The organism is Mesorhizobium ciceri biovar biserrulae WSM1271 (genome assembly GCF_000185905.1).
GTDB classification, from domain to species: domain Bacteria; phylum Pseudomonadota; class Alphaproteobacteria; order Rhizobiales; family Rhizobiaceae; genus Mesorhizobium; species Mesorhizobium ciceri.
In genome coordinates, this window is sequence record NC_014923.1 from 2,700,804 (window position 1) to 2,717,716 (window position 16,913).

A 16,913-nucleotide genomic window follows, 5' to 3' on the forward strand; every position below is an offset into this window, starting at 1 on the left:
GAAATGCCGTCTATTCGAAAGTTTTTCTTTCCCGAGAGGCGCGAACCAGGACGTCCGGGTTCATCGTGCCCAGCGGATCGAACGCGCCTTTGAGCCGCGCCATGAGCTCTCGCTCCACCAGGCCGCGATTGCGGTCGGCCATGACCACCTTTGCCCGGCCAAGCCCATGCTCGGCGGCAAAGCTGCCGCCCATCTGAGTGGCAAGAGATGACAGCGCCTCTGCGAACAGCTCGGCCTTGCCGTCGAAATCGGCACGACCTTCCGGCGGAGACAAATTGTAATGGATGTTTCCGTCGCCGAGGTGCCCGAACGGGTTTATCCGCACACCGGGAAGAATGCCGCCGCAGATCTTCGCGCCAGCCTCGACGAAACGGGCGATTGCACCTGGAGGGACGGAGATGTCGTGCTTGAGTTGCTCGCCTTCCAGCCTTTGTCCCTCCGGTTGCTCCTCGCGCAGCCGCCAGAATTGTGCGCGATGCGCACCTGTCGCCGCCAGCGCGCCGTCGCTAACCAGGCTCTGTTCCATGCCCCATTCCAGAGCCGAAGCCAGGATCTCGTCCAGGGGAACGCGTGACGACCCCGATGCCAGTTCGACCAGCAGATAGACGTCGCCCCGTGTCTCCAGTTGGTAGGCAAGGTCGGGCACGTGCTTGAGCGCCAATCGCAGGCCCACATCGGAGAAGAACTCGAGGCCAGTCAGGAATTCCCCGGCCTCGCCGCGCAGGAAGGCGCCGAACGAAACGGCGGCGGCAAAGTCGGGCAGGACCAGAAGGGCGCTCGCTTGCTGCCGAGGCTTGGGGTAGAGCCGCAGGATCGCGCGCGTGACGATGCCGAGCGTGCCCTCAGCGCCACAGAACAGCTTGCGCAGTTGATAGCCGGCATTGTCCTTCTGCACCGCGCGCAGTCCGTCCCAAATCCCGCCATCAGGCGTCACGACTTCGAGACCCAGGACGAGATCCTGCATCATGCCGTATCGGAAAGCCTGGCTGCCGCCGGCATTGGTGCCGATCAGGCCGCCGATCCTGGCGCTGCCTTCGGCGCCCAGATGCATTGGAAACATCAGCCCATGCGGCTCCAGCGCCTCGTGCAGCGTGGCCAGCACGACACCCGCCTCGACGACGATCGATCCGCTGTCCAGATACGGCTTCCCGATCGCCGTCATGCGTGACAGCGAGACGATCACCGCATTCGGCTGCTCGGCGACGGCGGCGCCGCAAAGCCCGGTGTTTCCGCCTTGCGGCACGACTGCCAGTCCGGCCTCGCGACATAGTTTGACGACACTGGCAACCTGCGACGTATTCGCGGGCCTGGCAACGCCAAGAGGTGCGACGCCGTAGCGATTGAGCCAATCGCGCCGGTAGGGCTCGGCATCCCGGCCCGAAAGCCAGCCCTTCGGCCCGAGAATCTCGTGCAGCGCGGTGGCGGGATCGGTCATTGATTTACCCGAGTTAGCTGAGGGCGTGCCGTCCGACACGTCCCGGATCGTTGCTTCCAATCAATGACCCAGCACCTGCGACACGAATTGTCGAGTGCGCTCGTTGCGGGAAGAGGTGAAGAACTCGTCCGGAGGCGCTTCTTCGAGGATCTCGCCGCCGTCCATGAAAAGCACCCGGTCCGCCACGCGACGCGCAAAGCCCATCTCATGCGTCACGCAGATCATCGTCATGCCTTCCGAGGCAAGCGTGACCATGACGTCAAGCACTTCGGAAACCATTTCCGGATCGAGCGCCGAGGTCGGTTCGTCGAACAGCATGATCTGCGGCTGCATGCAAAGAGCGCGTGCAATGGCGACGCGCTGCTGCTGACCGCCGGACAATTGGCTGGGATATTTCATGGCCTGCTCGGGAATGCGCACCTTCTCCAGGTAGTGGCGGGCGGTTGCCTCGGCTTGCGCCCGCGGCTGCTTGCGCACGATCATCGGGGAGATCATGCAGTTCTCCAGCACCGTCATGTGCGGGAACAGGTTGAAGTGCTGGAACACCATGCCGACTTCACGCCTGATCTCGTCGATATTGCCGACATCGTCGTTGAGCTCGGTCCCGAGCACCGCGATGCGGCCGCCATTGTGCTGTTCGAGGCGGTTGATGCAGCGGATCATCGTCGATTTGCCGGAGCCGGAGGGTCCGCAGACGACGATTTTTTCGCCCCGTTGTACGGAAAGGTTTATCCCGCGCAGTGCTTGGAACGTGCCGTAGTATTTGTCGAGGTTTTCGATGCGGAGCGCCGGCTCACCGGTCGAATTGGTTGAGATCACCTGCACGCCTCCTTACCGTTCGCTGACCGACATGCGGCGCTCGAGAAAGGCGCCATAGCGGGATAGGCTGAAGACGAAGATGAAGTAGATGAAGGCGATGAAGGCATAGACTTCGACATAGGCGAAGCGCCATTCGCCGGTGCCATAGGCGGCATTGCCGGAAGCCAGGATCTCGAAGAAACCGACGATGACCACCAGCGAGGTCTCCTTGAACGAGATGACGAACTGGTTGATCGTGGCCGGCATTGCGTTGCGCATGGCCTGAGGCAGGAGGATGCGGCTGATGCGTTGCCAGTAGCGCATGCCGAGTGCCATGGCAGCCTCCTCCTGTCCTGTCGCAACGCCCTGCATGCCGCCTCTCACGATCTCAGCCTGATAGGCGGAGAAGAACAGAGCGGAGCCGAGGATCACGCGGTAAAGCTTGTCGCCCTGGAGCCATTGCGGCAGCGCGAACGGCAGAACCACTGCAAAGGTGAAGAGGATCGATATCAGCGGAAGCGACCGGACCCCGTCGATGATGAGGCCGGTGGTCCGCGAAATCCAGGGCAGCTCCGACCGGCGCAGCAAGGCCAGGCAGATCGCCAAGGGGAAACCGATCAGGCAGGTGGTCACGAAGATGAACAGGGTCAGCGCCAGCCCGCCCCAGGCTTCCTCGCCGACATGGGCAAGGCCAAGCACGCCGCCTTTCATCAATACGTAGAAAAGGCCTGTTCCGGCTCCCCATACCAGCGCGATCCGGCGGCCCGTCCAGAACGCCGGGATACAGCTCAGCACCGTCATCACCACAACGGCGACGCAGGCCAGCGCCGAGCGCCATTGTTCCTCGTAGGGATAGAGGCCGAAGAAGATGATCCGCCATCTCGCTGCGATGACCGACCAGCAGGCTCCCGCTGTCGCCTGGCAGGCTTCCGGCCCGCCGCTGGTGGTGAAGACAGCCGAGAAAACCGCCCAATTCAGCAGCTTCCAGACCAGGAAGACCATGATCGTCAGACAGGCCAGCGACACCACCGCCTGAAGCGGCGTCGCGAAGAAGCGTCGCCTCAGATCCTCAAGCCTGCCGGGAGCGGGTGGAGCGACAATGACCATCTCCATCTCTCAGCCCCTCAGTTGATTGCCCTTGAGGGCAATTGCCTTGTTGATGCGGTTGAAGACGGCGGCAAGGCTGAGGTTGATGGCGAGGAAGCCTGCCATCAGGATGCCGATCGCTTCGAGGGTTTGCCCGGAATGGTTGATCGTCAGCGCCACAATCATGAAGAAGTCGGTGAAGCCCACGGCGATGCCCATCGTCGTCGCCTTCATCAGCCAGACATACTGATTGGCAAGGATCGGCAGCATGGCACGCAGCGCCAGCGGCAGCCGCACCAGCGTGAAGACCCGCCAGGGACTAAGGCCCAAGGAAAGGGCTGCCTCGACCTGGCCGGTGCCGACAGATTTGAAGCCTCCGCGCACGATCTCCGCAATGTAGGAGCCGCCATAGATGGCGATGGCGATAGCGAGGGTGGCGAACTCCGGAGGGATACGCAGGCCGCCTCTCAGATTGAGGCCTTGCAGGGCAGGGAAGTCCAGCAGCGGCGTATCCGGCAGACGTCCGAGAGCCAGAATGATGGTCGCGCAGGCCAGTGCCGCTGCGGCAGCGGCAAACTGGATGGTGCGCCGCTGGCCGATCGGCTGGGCAAGGAGCGACGTCCTGCCCAGCCAGGCTGGCAGCACGATGGCCGCGATCACAGCCACTGTGGCTGCGGCAAACGCGGCACTGCCGACGTTCGGGAATGGGATGTAGAGTCCTCGGCTGGTGAGCAGGAAGCCCCAGGCTTCGTGCGCGCTGCGCGGCGTCGGCAGGTGCGTGATGATCGCATACCAGAAGAAAACCTGGAGGATCAGCGGAATGTTGCGGAAGATGTCCACATAGGTACGGCCGAGCAGCCGCGCCAAATCGTTCGAAGACGTCCGCGCCAGACCGACGATCGTTCCCACGATCGTCGCCAGTATCAGGCCGACGCTCCCCAGGAACAGCGTGTTGATGATGCCGATGAGGAAGTACCACCAATAGGGATCATTGGCCGTGGCGGGCAGCAGCGAGAAATTCACATCCCAACCCGTCGACTTGAACAGAAAGTCGAATCCGGAGGTGATCCCCTGATCAGCCAGGTTGCGGCGGGCGATCACGATGCCGGCAAGCACCATCGCGGCGATCGAGCCGACATAGAGGACCTGCAACAGCGCGTTGCGGACCTTTTGATTTCTCAGCAGGCTGACCATCCAAAGATCCTTGCCGAATTGTCGCCGACCCCGCCCGGCTGTGCCGGGCGGGGCCTGGAGCGGGTGAGTTAAGGACGGATCAGTCGATCACCAGCGGGAACAGGACACCGCCATTGTTCCAAAGGTTGGTCAACTCGCGGTCCATCTTGTAGGGCGAGTCCTTGCCGAGGTCGCGCTCGAAGATTTCGCCGTAATTGCCGACGTTCTTGATCACCTTGTAGGCCCAGTCATCATCGAGACCGAGACCCTTGCCCATGCCTGGCGTGACGCCGAGGAACTTGGCGACTTGCGGCGAGGTCGGCTTGGCCTTGACCTCGTCGACGTTCTTGGAGGTGATGCCTTCCTGCTCGGCGAAGATCAGCGTGCTCAGCGTCCAGTTGGCGATGTCAACCCAATTGTCGTCGCCTTGACGCATGATCATGACTTCAGGCTCGACGGCGAGCACGTCGGGCAGGATGACATGGTCGTCGACCTTGCTCTTGGCGATGCGCGCAATGGCGAGCGTCGGGCCCCACTGCGCATAGAGATCGCAGCGTCCGGAGAAATAGGCCTGCTCGAGCTCCTCGGTCTTTTCGATGAGCACGGGTTCGAGCTTGATGCCAAGCTTGGCCGTATAGGCCGCGACCTGCTGTTCCTGCGACGTGCCGGCGGGAATGCAGATCGTGCCGCCGGCCGCATCCTTGAGCGACTTGAGGTTTAGCTCCTTGTGCGCCATCACCTTGGTCGTTCCGAGGTAATAGGACATGGAAAATTGCAGCCCGAGCTCGGTGTCGCGGCTGAGCGTGCCGCCCGACGCCTTGATGATGATGTCGACATCGCCCGATTGCAGGGACGGCCAGCGCTGCGCCCAGCTGATCGGAACGACCTTCAGTTTTGCCGGGTCGCCGAGCACGGCCGTGGCCACCGCCCGGCAGAGATCGATGTCCATGCCCTTCCAGTTGCCCTTGTCGTCAACTTCGGCGAAGCCGAGGTAAGACCCGTCATGGCCGGTGCAGTTGAGCACGCCGCGCGCCTTGACGGCTTCCAGCGTCTTGCCGCCGGCGGCTTCTGCCGGCGCTGCAAAATGCACAAGTCCAAGGGCCATGGCTGCGGCCCCCCATTTCATCGTCTTCATGTTCCGTCTCCACTGTTGAGGTTGTTTGGTTTCTTGTTGTTGGAGGCCCAAAAGTTCTCTTTCGGAGCTCGGTCTCAAAGCCGCTCCTAGTCGGAAAGCGGGGTCGGTTTCGGCACGGAGGAAATCTTCAGATCGCTGCCCCAGTCCTGCTGGGCGAGCCATCGATGAAGGGCGGCGACCGCCTTCACGCGCAGGTGCCCGCGCGGGACGATCAGGTAGAATCCAGGGACTTCTTCCGGCCGCATATCGGCAAGGGCGTCGCGCCCGACCGGCGCGACCAGCGCGCCCGACCTCAAATCTTCCTCGGCGTCGATGACGGAGACGAGACCGACGCCGATGCCTTGCAGGGTTGCACGGCGCATGGTCGCGGCATCGTCGAAGCTGATGCTTCGGTTGCCGTCCGTCTGCTCGATGGCAAGGTGGCGTAAAATGTCTGGCCAAAGGCGCTTCGACTTGACGGTGTCCAGCAACGTGAACAACGTCAGGTCCTGCGCCGATTTGATGCTCTCGCCGATGGCCGGAGTGCAGCAGATGACCTTCGGATCAGGCACCAGCAGTATGGTCTCGTAGTCCGGCCAATTGCCGTAGCCCCACTGGACGGTCATATCGATGTCGTCGCGTCCGAAATCGGGCAGATCGACCATCGTCGTCAGGCGCAGATCCGCACCGGGCAATATCTCCCGGAACAGAGATAGGCGAGGCAGCAAATAGTGGGTCGCGAAATAGGGGCTCGCATTCAGGTTGATGCGGTCCCGGTAATTCGACTTGGTGACGCGGCGAACACCTTCGGAAAACTCGTCGAACCCAGCTTTGACATAGTGCGAGAGAAGGATGGCAGACTCGGTCAATTCGACCGACCGCCCCTTGCGTTCGAACAGTGTCACCTGAAGCGTGTCCTCCAGTAGCTTGATCTGCTGTCCGACGGCCTGCGGCGTGACCAGCAATTCATCCGCCGCCTGCCGGAAGCTCTTGTGCTGCGCGACGGCGTGGAAGACGCGAAGCGCATTCAGCGAGGGAAGGCGAAGCTTGCCGGTCATCGTCTATTCCACCTCCTTTCGCTTGCGTTCCTGTTGGACAATTCAGCGCCGCCGGCGCGCGAAAATAGCTCAGGCGTATATATAACCACCTGAAACAATTACATTTTCTCCCGTCATGTAGGTATTCTTGGGGCCGCCGGTCATGAGAACCCACTCGGCAATCTCCGCAGGCTCGGCGCCACGACCCAGCGGGCTCGCCTTGGCCAGTTCCTCGAGGAAGCCGAGGGCCTTGGCCCGCTCCGTGGCCATCCCTGCGGGGGCCACCGAATTGACCAGGATCCCGTGTTTTGCGACGTCATGGGCAAAGGAGCGCGTCAGGCTGACCACGGCGGCCTTGGTTGCCGCATAGTGGGCGTTCTGCGGATGCGCCTTGAAGGCATCGACAGAGGTCAGGTTGACGATCCGGCCACGCACATGGCTCTTCGGCTCCTGCGATTGCATGTGGCGAACGGCTGCCACCATCATGTGATAAGTGCCCTTGATGTTGATGCCATTGGAGGCATCCCAATCGGCGTCGCTGATCTCGAGGAGCGGGCGGCGAGGGTAGATCGCGGCGCAATTGATCAGCGTGTCGATACGCCCGAGCTTCGAAACGATGGCGTCGAAGGCGGCTTGGCACTGAGGGCCGACCTGGATGTCGCACAGGGCGGTCGCGGTCGGCAGACCATTGGCGTTTGCCGGGGCGAGAGCGGCTTCGGCGGCGTCCTGGTTGATGTCGATGATACCGATCTTTGCAGCCCCGGTCTCTACAGCCATCCTGGCCAAAAGCGCGCCGAGGCCAGCGCCGCCGCCTACGATCAGAACGGAAAGATCCTTCATTCCAGTTTTTCCTTACTTGGTGCCGCTTGGCGAGGTTGGCCATGTCGGCATGATGTCGAAACGGGTAACGTCGGCCCATGCGGGCAGGCCGAGTACCGCGACCACCATTCTGGCCACGTCATCCGGCTGCACCACTTTGCTGGCGTACATGGCCGCGCGCGCCTTTGCGTCGAGGATGTCCTGGTAGAGCTGCGTCTCGACACGGCCGGCGACGATCTCGGTGACACGGACGCCTGATGGGGAGAGGTCGGCGCGCAACGCGGCGGCAAAGCCTGATATCGCCGCCTTGGTGGCCGAATAGACGGCAATGTTGGAATATGCCGCGTGGCCCGCGGTGGAGCCGGTGAACAGGATGTGGCCAGCCTGCCGCTCGCGCATCTGCGGAACGACGAGGCGGGTAAGCAGGATTGCCGCGCTGAGGTTGACCTCCAGCGTGGTGTCGATGTCGGAGATTTTCATGTCGGCGAAATTGCCCAACGGTGGCATGATCCCGGCATTATTGATCAGCACGTCGATGGTCAGATCCGCCAGAACAGCTTCCAGCGCCTCGCGATCGGTCACGTCGACGGCGATGGGCACGATGCCGGATCGCTCGGCCTGCAACGCCTTGAGCGCGGCCTGGCTGCGCCCGACCGCATAGACATCGTAGCCGGCGTCGCTCAGTGCGATCGCCATGGCCCGCCCTATGCCGCTTGTTGCACCTGTGATGAAGGCTGTCGTCACGTTGGCTTCCCTGATTGCCTGATTTCAGTCTGCGGCCTGGGCCGATGCCGCGAAACCAAGAAAACCAGCAAAAAGGAAAGATAAACTTTCGAATTCTCTTCTCCCGCCCGAAACCTGGACAGGTGGTGACCTCGGCGCCGAGGCTGAAAACCGAAGGAAACGACGGGAAAACGATGTTCTCAGCCTGTGGGAAACGGTTCAGGTCAGCTGGCGGAGCAAAAACATGGCTTTCGCAATACGTGGCTAATTTGAGTGAGTGCGAATGCCTGGGTGATCGAAGCCGGGGGCCGCCTATCCGCCGGTCGGAGCAGGCCTTTTCATATCGGTAAAGAGCGAGGCCGCAGCCGCCTGATGCTCTGCCTCTGTCGCCGCGACGCCCGAAGCCCGTGCCAAAGCGCGCACACGCCCGAGGCTGTTGTGCAGATGCTTGCGCATGGCCTGGCGAGCAGCACGACCGTCCTGCCTTTCGATGGCGTCCACGATGGTTTTGTGCTCGTTGTGAATGCGTGCGTAGTAGCTGTCCTTGAGCGCCGGCGTGACCACGTAGCCCAGTTGAAAGCGCGGAACGATCATCGGCCTGAGATAGCTCAGGAAGCCATGGATGAATTCGTTGCGCGCGGCTTTGGCGATCGCCAGATGGAAATCATAGTCGTAGTGGATCTGGACGACAGCGGGATCCGCTTGCTGGGCGTCGACCTGTTCCATCAGGGCTCGGATTCCGTTCGCCTCCGCATCGGTGCGCCGTTCCGCGCATAGCCCGGCGGACTCCACCTCGACACTCAATCTCAGTTCGAGCAGGGCAATGGTTTCCGGCAAGGTCCTCAGCGCCTCGTCCGGTATCGAGAAATTGCGCGGCGCCGGCGTTTCGCTGACGAACATGCCGCGGCCCTGCTGCGGCACCACCATCCCTTCGGAGCGCAATCGCGCCACCGCTTCCCGCACCACCGTCCGGCTGACGTCGTACTCGGCACAAAGCTCCGCCTCGGTCGGCAATTGCGCGCCGGGAAGCAGAGATCCGGAACGGATCTTTTCGGACAGACTCTCCGCCACGACAGTGGAAAGCGGTTTGCGCTTCGTCATCAGTCTCCCCTTAGCCAGATTCGCGATGATGCCCGAACCGGCAAGGCCATTCAAACCGCCGCGGTGACGATCAGCTCGACCAGCATTCCAGGCTTGGCCATCCGTCCTTCGCCGGAAGAGCGCGCGGGTGCATGCTCCTTCGGCATCCATCCGTCCCAGACCGTGTTGACCTCGTCGAAATCCCTGATGTCGTCCAGCCACATCTGCACGTGAAGGATGCGTGTCTTGTCCGTACCGGCCTTGGCAAGCAGGACGTCGACCTTGCCAAGCGCCTCGCGCATCTGGTCGGCTGCGGACTGACCCGGCTTTGCGACCTGGCCGGTGAGGTAGAGGGTGCCATTGTGGATGACCCCGTGGTGGATGCGGGTGTCGAAGTCGAAGCGCTTGATGTCACTCATTGGATTGTCCTTGTCAGATTTCCGGCCTCCGCCGGATGGGTCAGATTTCCGGCCTCCGCCGGATGGGGTCAGATTGCCGGCGTCTGGCGGATGGGGTTTCCCTGCAGATATTGTGCGTAGGGCGCCTGAACGAGCCAGCCGGCGTCGACGGGCAGGGTGACGCCGGTTATCGATGCGGCCCGGTCGGAGCAGAGGAACAGTGCGGCCTCGGCAACGTCGCGCGGCTCGACGAAGCGGCGCAGCGCGGTGGTCGCCTGGATGGCTTCGGGGTTGCGCTCACCCTTGGCGATCCTGGCTTTCAGCCCGTCCGAAAGCGTGTAGCCGGGTGCCACCGCATTGACGCGTACGCCGTGCGGACCGAGCTCGGCGGCCAGGATCTGGGTCAAGGCCAGGACGGCATGCTTTCCGGGCGTGTAGGCGGGCAGGGACAGCGGCGCGAAGGAGGCAAGCGAGCCGACGTTCAGGATCGCGCCTCGCCCGGCAGCCGACATCAGCCGACCGAACACCTGGCAACCCAGCAAGGTGCCGCGATAGTTCACTCGCCACATCCTCTCGTCTTCGTCCAGATCCTGGTCGAGGACGTGCTTGCCACTCTGCAGGATGCCGGCGCAATTGACGACGACGTGCGGGGCACCGAACGCGTCGCTGACGGCCTGCGCCAGCGCTTCCACCGAGCCGGATTCGGAGACATCGGTCTGGACAAACAGCGCGCGCGGTGCGCCGACCGCCGCGCAGGCGCCAACCGCCTCATCGCCCCGTGCCGCATCCCTGCCGGCGACCACCAGATGGTAGCCGTCCTCGGCGAAGCGCAGCGCTATCGCGCGTCCGATGCCGGAAGTGCCGCCGATGACGACGGCCGTCAATGTCTCAGCCATTGCCGCGACCCTTGCCTTCGATGTCGAAGAATTCGGACATGGCCCGGACCTGGAAATCCATCATCGGGCGCCCCGGCTGAATGCGGCAGCCAATCTCTTTCGCCGCCTTTAGCAGGGGGGTCTCGGCGGGCTCCATGATGATGTCGACGACCGTCATGTCCGGGGTCAGCCGGCTCACATCCAGCGGCAGCGGGTCGCCGGCGTGCATGCCGACCGGCGTGGCGTTGATCGCCATATGCATGCCGGAAGGCTCGGCCTCTCCAACCTGGATGCGGCATTTCGGGAAGACCTGCGCGACCAGCGCCGCCAGTTTTTCGGCGCGACCGGTATCGATGTCGGCCAAGCGGATTTCCTCGGCACCGGCTTCGGCGAGACAATAGGCCAGGGACGCGCCGGCGCCGCCGGCGCCGACCTGAAGGATGCGGCGGCCGGCAATCTCATGTCCGCCTGCCTTGAGGCCATCGATAAAGCCGACGCCGTCGAAATTGTCGGCGTACCAGCTGCCATCGGGCAGCCGGCGCACGGAATTGGCGCTCTGCACCCTCGCGGCGCGGTCGTGAGCGGCGGTGCATTTGTGATAGACCGCAACCTTGTACGGCACCGAGATGATCACGCCCCTGATATTCTCGGCTGCCGTAATGCCGGCCCAGAAGGCCTCGAAATCCTCCGGGCGGCAGCTCAAGGGCACCATGAGGCTGTCGAGGCCCTTCTGCTCGAAGATCTCGTTGAATATGCCGGGGCTCTTGGCATGGGCCACGGGATGGGCCAGCATCACGAAGATCTCGGCCTTGCCGGTTCCGCGCATCGGTTTTACTCCTTTTCTTTTGACAGTTCGTGGCCGCTGAGGATCTCCAGCGCCTCGACGAGGGACGAGTGGTCGGCCTCCGAGCCGCCTGGTCGGGCTGAGCAGGCGCTCATCAGTTGTTGCGCCATCGCGGTGTTCGGCAGCGAGACGCCAAGCGCGCGGGCGCTTTCGAGCGCGAGGTTGAGATCCTTCTGGTGAAGCCGCATGCGAAAGCCCGGGGCGAAGGTCCGGGCGATCATGCGCTCGCCATGCACCTCCAGCACGCGGGACGAGGCAAAGCCGCCCATCAGCGCGGCGCGCACCTTTGCCGGGTCGCAACCGGCCTTGCTGGCAAAGACGAGCGCTTCCGCCACGGCCTCTATGTTGAGCGCGACGATGATCTGATTTGCGATCTTGCAGGTCTGGCCGGCGCCATTGTGCTCGCCGATCAAGGTGATGTTCTTGCCCAGCGTCCGAAAGATCGGCAGCGCGCGCTCGAACTCTGCGGTCGGCCCGCCGACCATGATGGTGAGGCTCGCCGCCTTGGCGCCGACCTCACCGCCCGAGACCGGGGCGTCGAGGTAGCCGGCTCCCGCTTGCCGCAGTTTCGCTGCGAATTCCGCAGTGGCGATAGGGCTGATCGAGCTCATGTCGATGACCAGCTTATCGGCCGACAGCCCCTCCAGGACGCCGTTTCCTCCAAGCAGGACACGCTCCACATCTGGCGTGTCGGGCAGCATGGTCACGATGATCTCGGACATCCGCGCCACATCGCCAGGAGAGGCGACGACCGATGCCCTAAGGTCCTTCGGCAGAGGGGAGCGGTTCAGGACCGTGAAGATCTCATGTCCCGCGTCGACGAGATGGTGCGCCATCGGTGCTCCCATCACACCGAGCCCGATGAACCCGATCTTCATTCTTGAACCCCTGTACGAAGGTTGGTGCGTATTGCATCTTGCAGCAGATTATTGCCGTATGATATAGGACATCATACAAATTTCAACGTCCTTTCGCTCATCGGAGACCGACCGCAAAATGCAAGAGCGCCTCAACACGCTGAAGGCTGCCGTGTCGGCCGGCCGGGCCCATATCGGCATCTGGTGCTCGCTGGCTTCGGCCCTGACGACGGAAATTGTCGCGGGCTCCGGCGCCGGCTGGCTGCTGATCGATGGCGAGCATAGCCCCAATCATCTGCGCAGCATCATGGCCCAGTTGCAGGTCATGGGCGGCTTCGACAGCGAGGCCGTCGTCAGGCTGCCTTCCGACGATCCCAATCTGATCAAGCAGGCCCTGGATATCGGTGCGCGCAGCCTGATGATCCCCAATGTGCGGACGGCCGATCAGGCCCGCGCCATTGTCGCGGCTATGACATATGCGCCTGGTGGATTTCGCGGCTTCTCGGTCGGTCACCGTGCCAACGGCTTCGGTCGCATCGCCGGTTACCACGCCAAGGCGCGTGAGCAGCAGCTTCTCGCGGTACAGATCGAGGATGAATTGGGCGTCGCCAATGCCGCGGAAATTGCGGCAGTGGACGGCGTCGACGTTCTCTTCGTCGGGCCCGGCGACCTTTCCACCAATATGGGTGCGATGGGTAATCCCGGGGCCGCACACGTTCAAGAAGCGATCGCCTCGGTGCGCAAGGAGGCAACGGCGGCAGGCAAGGCCAGCGGGATCCTGGCTCCCGCAAAGACCGATGCCGACCGCTACCTCGCCGACGGCTTCACCATGGTTGCCGTTGGTTCCGACCTCGGCCTGCTGGCGCGGGGCTCGGATGCCTTGGTCGCTTCGTTCAATCAGTAGACCGGAGATACAGCCATGCCGATCCCCCGGTACAAAGCGCCGTCACGCACCGCCTACGACATCGTCATCGTCGGCGGCGCCGTCATCGGTTCGTCCACGGCCTACTGGCTGAGCCAGGCGCTGGGCAGCGGCGCCTCGATCCTCGTCGTCGAACGCGACTCGAGCTACGAATTCTCGTCGACGGCGCTCTCCACCAGTGCGATCCGGCAGCAATATTCCAATCCGATCAATGTGAAGATCAGCCAGTTCGGCATCGAGATCATCCGCGGATTTCAGGAGCGTATGGCACCTTTCTACAAGGACGAACCGGCGCCCGACCTCGGCTTCAAGGAGCATGGGTATCTTTACTGCTGTTCACCCGACGGCGTCAAAGCGGCCCGCGAGCGCGTCGATCTGCAACGCAGTTTTGGGGCCCACACGGTGTTTCTTGAGCCGGGCCCGCTGAAGGATCGCTTCCCCTGGCTCAATGTGGAGGATCTCGGTGGCGGTTCCTGGGGGGCCAGGGAAGAGGGCTGGTTCGATTCCGTGGGGCTGATGAACGGTTTCCGCCGCGCAGCCCGCGCCAGCGGCGTCGAGTATATCGACAATGCCGTGACAGGGCTGGATATCGCCGATGGGCGGGTCATCTCGGTGCGCCTCGCGACCGGCCAGACGGTTGCCTGCGGAACATTGGTCAACGCCGCGGGCCCGCGCGCTCAGCAGGTGGCCGCCATGGCCGGCCTGTCGATCCCGGTCGCGCCCTACAAGCGCTACAGCTTCGTCTTCGCCAGCGCCAACCCGATCCCCGGCCGGATGCCCAATGTCATCGACCTTTCCGGAACATTCGTGCGTCCCGAAGGCGAGCTTTTTCTCACCGGCAACACGCCGCAAGGCGACGGACCGGCCGGCTACGACGACTTTGAAATGCACCATGAAGAGTTCGACGACTACATCTGGCCGGCACTCTGGCACCGCATTCCGTCTTTCGACGCACTCAAGGTCCAGACCAGTTGGACCGGCCACTACGAGTACAACATGCTCGACCACAACGGCATCGTCGGCTTCCACCCGCAGGTGACCAATTTCATGTTTGCCAACGGCTTCTCGGGGCACGGGCTGCAACAGTCGCCAGCCGTGGGCCGGGCCGTTTCAGAACTTATCGTTCACGGGGCTTTCCAGACGCTCGATCTTTCGCCGTTCTGTTACGAGCGCATAGATCGCAACGAGCCGTTTCTCGAGGAAGCAGTGATCTAAAGCGAGACGATCGGTCCCCCATTTTATCTCGGGCATTCAGCGTCCAATGAAATTGCATCTTAGTCAGAGACGTCGTGAAAACTACTCGCTTCTCGCCGGGCTTGTTTCCAACGACTGACGAGTAGCCACTCGACTGTCAGTGACAATTGGTTTCGGATCGCTCTATCTTAGCAGGGGCGTCACGAACCCACGGTCGATCGATTTGGTTGCGGCGCTGCCAGATCTCGGCCAGAGGAGGCCTCGTGGCGCATGAGGAAACGCTCTATGGCGCGGATGATGGCGATCAACAGCAGATTGATCACAAGGTAGAGCACGCCGGCAATGGCGAAGATCTCGAAGATTGCGAAGGTCTGGCTCATCAGCCGCTTGGCGTAGCCGGTGATCTCGAGCACCGTGATCGTCGAGGCAAGGCTGGTCCCCTTGACGACCAGGATGAGCTCATTGCCATAGGCCGGCAGCGCCTGGCGGATGGCGAGCGGAAACTCGATGCGCCGGAACCGCAGCATGCGCGACATGCCGCATGCCTGCGCCGCTTCGACGAGGCCAACCGGAACCGACATCAATCCGCCGCGCAGGATCTCCGACGTGTAGGCAGCCGTGTTCAGCGCAAGCGCCAGCACGGCGCAGCGCGCGCCGTCGCTGATCAACCACCACAAAGCTGCGTTGTCCTTGATCGAGGAAAGTTGGCCAAGCCCGTAATAGAACAGGAAAATCTGCACCAGCAGTGGCGTCCCGCGAAAGACATTGGAATAATATTTGGCAAAGCCTGACAGGAAGCGGTTCGACGACAGTCGCATCAGCGCCAAACCGAGGCCCAGATTGAAGCCGATCAGCACCGAGACGAACGTTAGTGCCGCTGTGACCCACAGGCCCTTGAGCAGGACGGGAACCGCTAGCTGGATGAGATCCATCATAACTACTTTCTCGTCCTCACCCTGAGCAGGCGTTCGATGCCGTCGAACCCGGCCTGGCTGACGAGCGTAATGGCCAGATAAACCACAGCCGCGATCAGGTAGAAGATGAACGGGTGGCGGGTGGAATTGGCGCCAATGAAAGAAATGCGCATCAGCTCCTGAAGGCCGACCACCGAGACCAGGGCCGTGTCCTTGATCGTGGTCTGCCAGACGTTGTTGATTCCGGGAACCGCGATGCGCAGCATCTGCGGCGCGATGATGCGGCGAAAGATCCGGCCGCCCGATAGCCCGAGCGCGCGCGCGGCCTCGATATGCCCATTGGGGATCGCGCCCAGGGCCCCGCGCACGACCTCGGTCGAATAGGCGCCGGAGATCGCGCCGATGGCGATGACGGCGATGACGAACGCATAGCCGCTCTCCGCGACCCCGGCATAGCCGAAAGCGGTCACGACCTTGGTCACGAATTCAACCGAACTGAAAAACAGGAGGTAGATGATGAGCAGCTCGGGCACGCCGCGCACCAGCGAGGTATAGGCATCAACGAGCAGCGAGAGCGGAAATATCCGGGCCCATTTGATCAAGCCGCAGACAATGCCGATCACCAGCCCGGCCGCCATGCTGACGAGACCCACCAGGATCGTTATCGACGCGCCACGCAGGATGGCGGTCACCCAACCCGCTTCCCAAACCTGCCAGAGACCGAATTCCATCTGAGTTGCCCTAGTCTTGTCGTGCCAGCGAAGCGCATGCGCCCGGCGCTCCGGGCGCATGCGAGGGTTCCAAGGCGTTATTTGCAGGCCCGGGAAATGTCCGTCTTGAACCATTTCTCGCTTGCCTTGCCGACCGAGCCGTCCGCGATCAGCTCGCAAAGCGCCTTGTCGATCTTGGCCTTGAGTTCGGTGTTGTCCTGCGCGATACCGACGCCGATGCCTTCGCCAAGCGTCGGGTCGTATGTGCTCTTGATCTCAACACCGACCAGTTGGAAGTTCTTGCCGTCAGGCTTGTCCAGAAAATCCTGCAAGGCGGATTGATCGGCGAAAGCCGTGTCGATACGGCCGCTCGCCAGGTCGATCTGCATCTGGTCAAGCGTGTCGTAGGTTTTCAGGTCGGCATTCGGTGCACGCTTCTCGAGGAAATGCGCGTGGGTCGTGCCAGCCTGCACGCCGACCTTCTTGCCGTCGAGCGACTTCAGCAGCGTGTCGACGTCGGTGATCGCGGCCAGATCAGAACCCTTGGCCGCTACGAACATGTTGGCCAGTTCGGCATAGCCGACGCTGAAATTGATCTCCTTCTTGCGATCGGCGGTGATCGACATGCCCGAGATGATGACGTCGAAGCGCTTGGCCTTCAGCGCCGGGATCAACCCGTCGAACGCCTGCACGACAAAATGGCAGGTCACCGCGAGTTTGGTGCACAGCAACGCGCCGACATCGGCGTCGAAACCGGTGACGTTGCCACTGGCGTCGGACATGCTCCATGGCGGGTAGGCGCCTTCCGTTCCGATGGACAACTCGCCTTCGGCCGCCAATGCGCTTCCCATGCTTCCCGCGAGACATGCGAGCAGCGTCAAGACTTTCAGTTTCATATCAGTTCCCCTTGTTGTTGGTCTTCATTGCCGTTGTC

Annotated in this window: 18 protein-coding genes; 2 read left to right on the forward strand and 16 right to left on the reverse strand. The window is 62.5% G+C overall.

Annotated elements, in window-relative coordinates; all coding sequences use genetic code 11:
- Window positions 1-10: 10 nt before the first annotated feature.
- From MESCI_RS12975 to MESCI_RS13035, 13 genes are all read right to left on the reverse strand, one after another.
- A complete protein-coding gene (locus tag MESCI_RS12975) occupies window positions 11-1,435 on the reverse strand; it encodes an FAD-binding oxidoreductase (RefSeq protein WP_013530396.1) in 1,425 nt (474 codons plus the stop codon).
- Between the two features lie 60 nt (window positions 1,436-1,495).
- Complete coding sequence (locus MESCI_RS12980) at window positions 1,496-2,254, reverse strand: amino acid ABC transporter ATP-binding protein (RefSeq protein WP_013530397.1); 759 nt, start codon at window positions 2,252-2,254, stop codon at window positions 1,496-1,498.
- Window positions 2,255-2,266: 12 nt separating this feature from the next.
- On the reverse strand, window positions 2,267-3,346 hold the full coding sequence (locus MESCI_RS12985; protein WP_013530398.1) for an amino acid ABC transporter permease: 1,080 nt from the start codon (window positions 3,344-3,346) through the stop codon (window positions 2,267-2,269).
- Between the two features lie 3 nt (window positions 3,347-3,349).
- A complete protein-coding gene (locus MESCI_RS12990; RefSeq protein WP_013530399.1) occupies window positions 3,350-4,513 on the reverse strand; it encodes an ABC transporter permease subunit in 1,164 nt (387 codons plus the stop codon).
- 79 nt (window positions 4,514-4,592) lie between these two features.
- Window positions 4,593-5,627, reverse strand: coding sequence for an amino acid ABC transporter substrate-binding protein (locus tag MESCI_RS12995; protein WP_013530400.1), 1,035 nt, complete (start codon window positions 5,625-5,627; stop codon window positions 4,593-4,595).
- A gap of 86 nt (window positions 5,628-5,713) precedes the next feature.
- Window positions 5,714-6,664, reverse strand: coding sequence for a LysR substrate-binding domain-containing protein (locus tag MESCI_RS13000; protein ID WP_013530401.1), 951 nt, complete (start codon window positions 6,662-6,664; stop codon window positions 5,714-5,716).
- Between the two features lie 69 nt (window positions 6,665-6,733).
- Window positions 6,734-7,483 (reverse strand): SDR family NAD(P)-dependent oxidoreductase, encoded by a 750-nt coding sequence (locus tag MESCI_RS13005; RefSeq protein WP_013530402.1) that lies wholly within the window; start codon window positions 7,481-7,483, stop codon window positions 6,734-6,736.
- Between the two features lie 12 nt (window positions 7,484-7,495).
- Entirely contained in the window at window positions 7,496-8,206 is a 711-nt protein-coding gene (locus tag MESCI_RS13010) for an SDR family oxidoreductase (protein WP_013530403.1), read from the reverse strand.
- Between the two features lie 291 nt (window positions 8,207-8,497).
- Window positions 8,498-9,286 carry a FadR/GntR family transcriptional regulator gene (locus MESCI_RS13015; RefSeq protein WP_164919893.1) on the reverse strand — a complete coding sequence of 263 codons (789 nt, stop codon included), beginning with the start codon at window positions 9,284-9,286 and terminating at the stop codon, window positions 8,498-8,500.
- Window positions 9,287-9,336: 50 nt separating this feature from the next.
- Window positions 9,337-9,684 (reverse strand): RidA family protein, encoded by a 348-nt coding sequence (locus MESCI_RS13020; RefSeq protein WP_013530405.1) that lies wholly within the window; start codon window positions 9,682-9,684, stop codon window positions 9,337-9,339.
- Between the two features lie 68 nt (window positions 9,685-9,752).
- Window positions 9,753-10,559 (reverse strand): SDR family NAD(P)-dependent oxidoreductase, encoded by an 807-nt coding sequence (locus MESCI_RS13025; protein ID WP_013530406.1) that lies wholly within the window; start codon window positions 10,557-10,559, stop codon window positions 9,753-9,755.
- Window positions 10,552-11,364 (reverse strand): shikimate dehydrogenase family protein, encoded by an 813-nt coding sequence (locus tag MESCI_RS13030; protein WP_013530407.1) that lies wholly within the window; start codon window positions 11,362-11,364, stop codon window positions 10,552-10,554. The genes MESCI_RS13025 and MESCI_RS13030 overlap by 8 nt, the downstream gene beginning before the upstream one ends.
- Window positions 11,365-11,369: 5 nt before the next feature.
- Window positions 11,370-12,260, reverse strand: a complete 891-nt coding sequence (locus MESCI_RS13035) for a 2-hydroxy-3-oxopropionate reductase (protein WP_013530408.1) — start codon at window positions 12,258-12,260, stop codon at window positions 11,370-11,372.
- A gap of 118 nt (window positions 12,261-12,378) precedes the next feature.
- Between MESCI_RS13035 and MESCI_RS13040 the strand changes: the two genes are divergently transcribed.
- Together MESCI_RS13040 and MESCI_RS13045 are read left to right on the forward strand one after the other, a co-directional pair.
- The gene (locus MESCI_RS13040; protein WP_013530409.1) at window positions 12,379-13,143 is read left to right on the forward strand and encodes an HpcH/HpaI aldolase family protein; all 765 of its coding nucleotides are present in this window, start codon (window positions 12,379-12,381) and stop codon (window positions 13,141-13,143) included.
- A 15-nt stretch (window positions 13,144-13,158) separates the two neighbouring features.
- Complete coding sequence (locus MESCI_RS13045; RefSeq protein ID WP_013530410.1) at window positions 13,159-14,376, forward strand: NAD(P)/FAD-dependent oxidoreductase; 1,218 nt, start codon at window positions 13,159-13,161, stop codon at window positions 14,374-14,376.
- A 179-nt stretch (window positions 14,377-14,555) separates the two neighbouring features.
- Here MESCI_RS13045 and MESCI_RS13050 read toward each other — a convergent pair whose 3' ends face one another.
- The 3 genes from MESCI_RS13050 to MESCI_RS13060 all read right to left on the reverse strand — a co-directional run bounded on the left by MESCI_RS13050 (window position 14,556) and on the right by MESCI_RS13060 (window position 16,875).
- Window positions 14,556-15,287: an ABC transporter permease gene (locus tag MESCI_RS13050; protein ID WP_063170307.1), complete on the reverse strand. Its 732-nt coding sequence runs from the start codon at window positions 15,285-15,287 to the stop codon at window positions 14,556-14,558.
- A 5-nt stretch (window positions 15,288-15,292) separates the two neighbouring features.
- Window positions 15,293-16,000, reverse strand: coding sequence for an ABC transporter permease (locus MESCI_RS13055; protein WP_063168719.1), 708 nt, complete (start codon window positions 15,998-16,000; stop codon window positions 15,293-15,295).
- 77 nt (window positions 16,001-16,077) lie between these two features.
- Window positions 16,078-16,875 carry a transporter substrate-binding domain-containing protein gene (locus MESCI_RS13060; protein ID WP_013530413.1) on the reverse strand — a complete coding sequence of 266 codons (798 nt, stop codon included), beginning with the start codon at window positions 16,873-16,875 and terminating at the stop codon, window positions 16,078-16,080.
- Window positions 16,876-16,913: the final 38 nt, after the last annotated feature.

Excerpts from the sequence above, each read along its gene's own strand:
- MESCI_RS13035 (WP_013530408.1), bottom strand. The coding sequence starts at position 12,260 with ATGAAGATCGGGTTCATCGGGCTCGGTGTGATGGGAGCACCGATGGCG.
- MESCI_RS13025 (WP_013530406.1), bottom strand. The coding sequence starts at position 10,559 with ATGGCTGAGACATTGACGGCCGTCGTCATCGGCGGCACTTCCGGCATC.
- MESCI_RS13055 (WP_063168719.1), bottom strand. The coding sequence starts at position 16,000 with ATGGAATTCGGTCTCTGGCAGGTTTGGGAAGCGGGTTGGGTGACCGCC.
- MESCI_RS12985 (WP_013530398.1), bottom strand. The coding sequence starts at position 3,346 with ATGGAGATGGTCATTGTCGCTCCACCCGCTCCCGGCAGGCTTGAGGAT.
- MESCI_RS13005 (WP_013530402.1), bottom strand. The coding sequence starts at position 7,483 with ATGAAGGATCTTTCCGTTCTGATCGTAGGCGGCGGCGCTGGCCTCGGC.
- MESCI_RS13020 (WP_013530405.1), bottom strand. The coding sequence starts at position 9,684 with ATGAGTGACATCAAGCGCTTCGACTTCGACACCCGCATCCACCACGGG.
- MESCI_RS13000 (WP_013530401.1), bottom strand. The coding sequence starts at position 6,664 with ATGACCGGCAAGCTTCGCCTTCCCTCGCTGAATGCGCTTCGCGTCTTC.
- MESCI_RS13015 (WP_164919893.1), bottom strand. The coding sequence starts at position 9,286 with ATGACGAAGCGCAAACCGCTTTCCACTGTCGTGGCGGAGAGTCTGTCC.
- MESCI_RS13040 (WP_013530409.1), top strand. The coding sequence starts at position 12,379 with ATGCAAGAGCGCCTCAACACGCTGAAGGCTGCCGTGTCGGCCGGCCGG.
- MESCI_RS13060 (WP_013530413.1), bottom strand. The coding sequence starts at position 16,875 with ATGAAACTGAAAGTCTTGACGCTGCTCGCATGTCTCGCGGGAAGCATG.
- MESCI_RS13030 (WP_013530407.1), bottom strand. The coding sequence starts at position 11,364 with ATGCGCGGAACCGGCAAGGCCGAGATCTTCGTGATGCTGGCCCATCCC.
- MESCI_RS13050 (WP_063170307.1), bottom strand. The coding sequence starts at position 15,287 with ATGGATCTCATCCAGCTAGCGGTTCCCGTCCTGCTCAAGGGCCTGTGG.
- MESCI_RS12990 (WP_013530399.1), bottom strand. The coding sequence starts at position 4,513 with ATGGTCAGCCTGCTGAGAAATCAAAAGGTCCGCAACGCGCTGTTGCAG.
- MESCI_RS13045 (WP_013530410.1), top strand. The coding sequence starts at position 13,159 with ATGCCGATCCCCCGGTACAAAGCGCCGTCACGCACCGCCTACGACATC.
- MESCI_RS12995 (WP_013530400.1), bottom strand. The coding sequence starts at position 5,627 with ATGAAGACGATGAAATGGGGGGCCGCAGCCATGGCCCTTGGACTTGTG.
- MESCI_RS12975 (WP_013530396.1), bottom strand. The coding sequence starts at position 1,435 with ATGACCGATCCCGCCACCGCGCTGCACGAGATTCTCGGGCCGAAGGGC.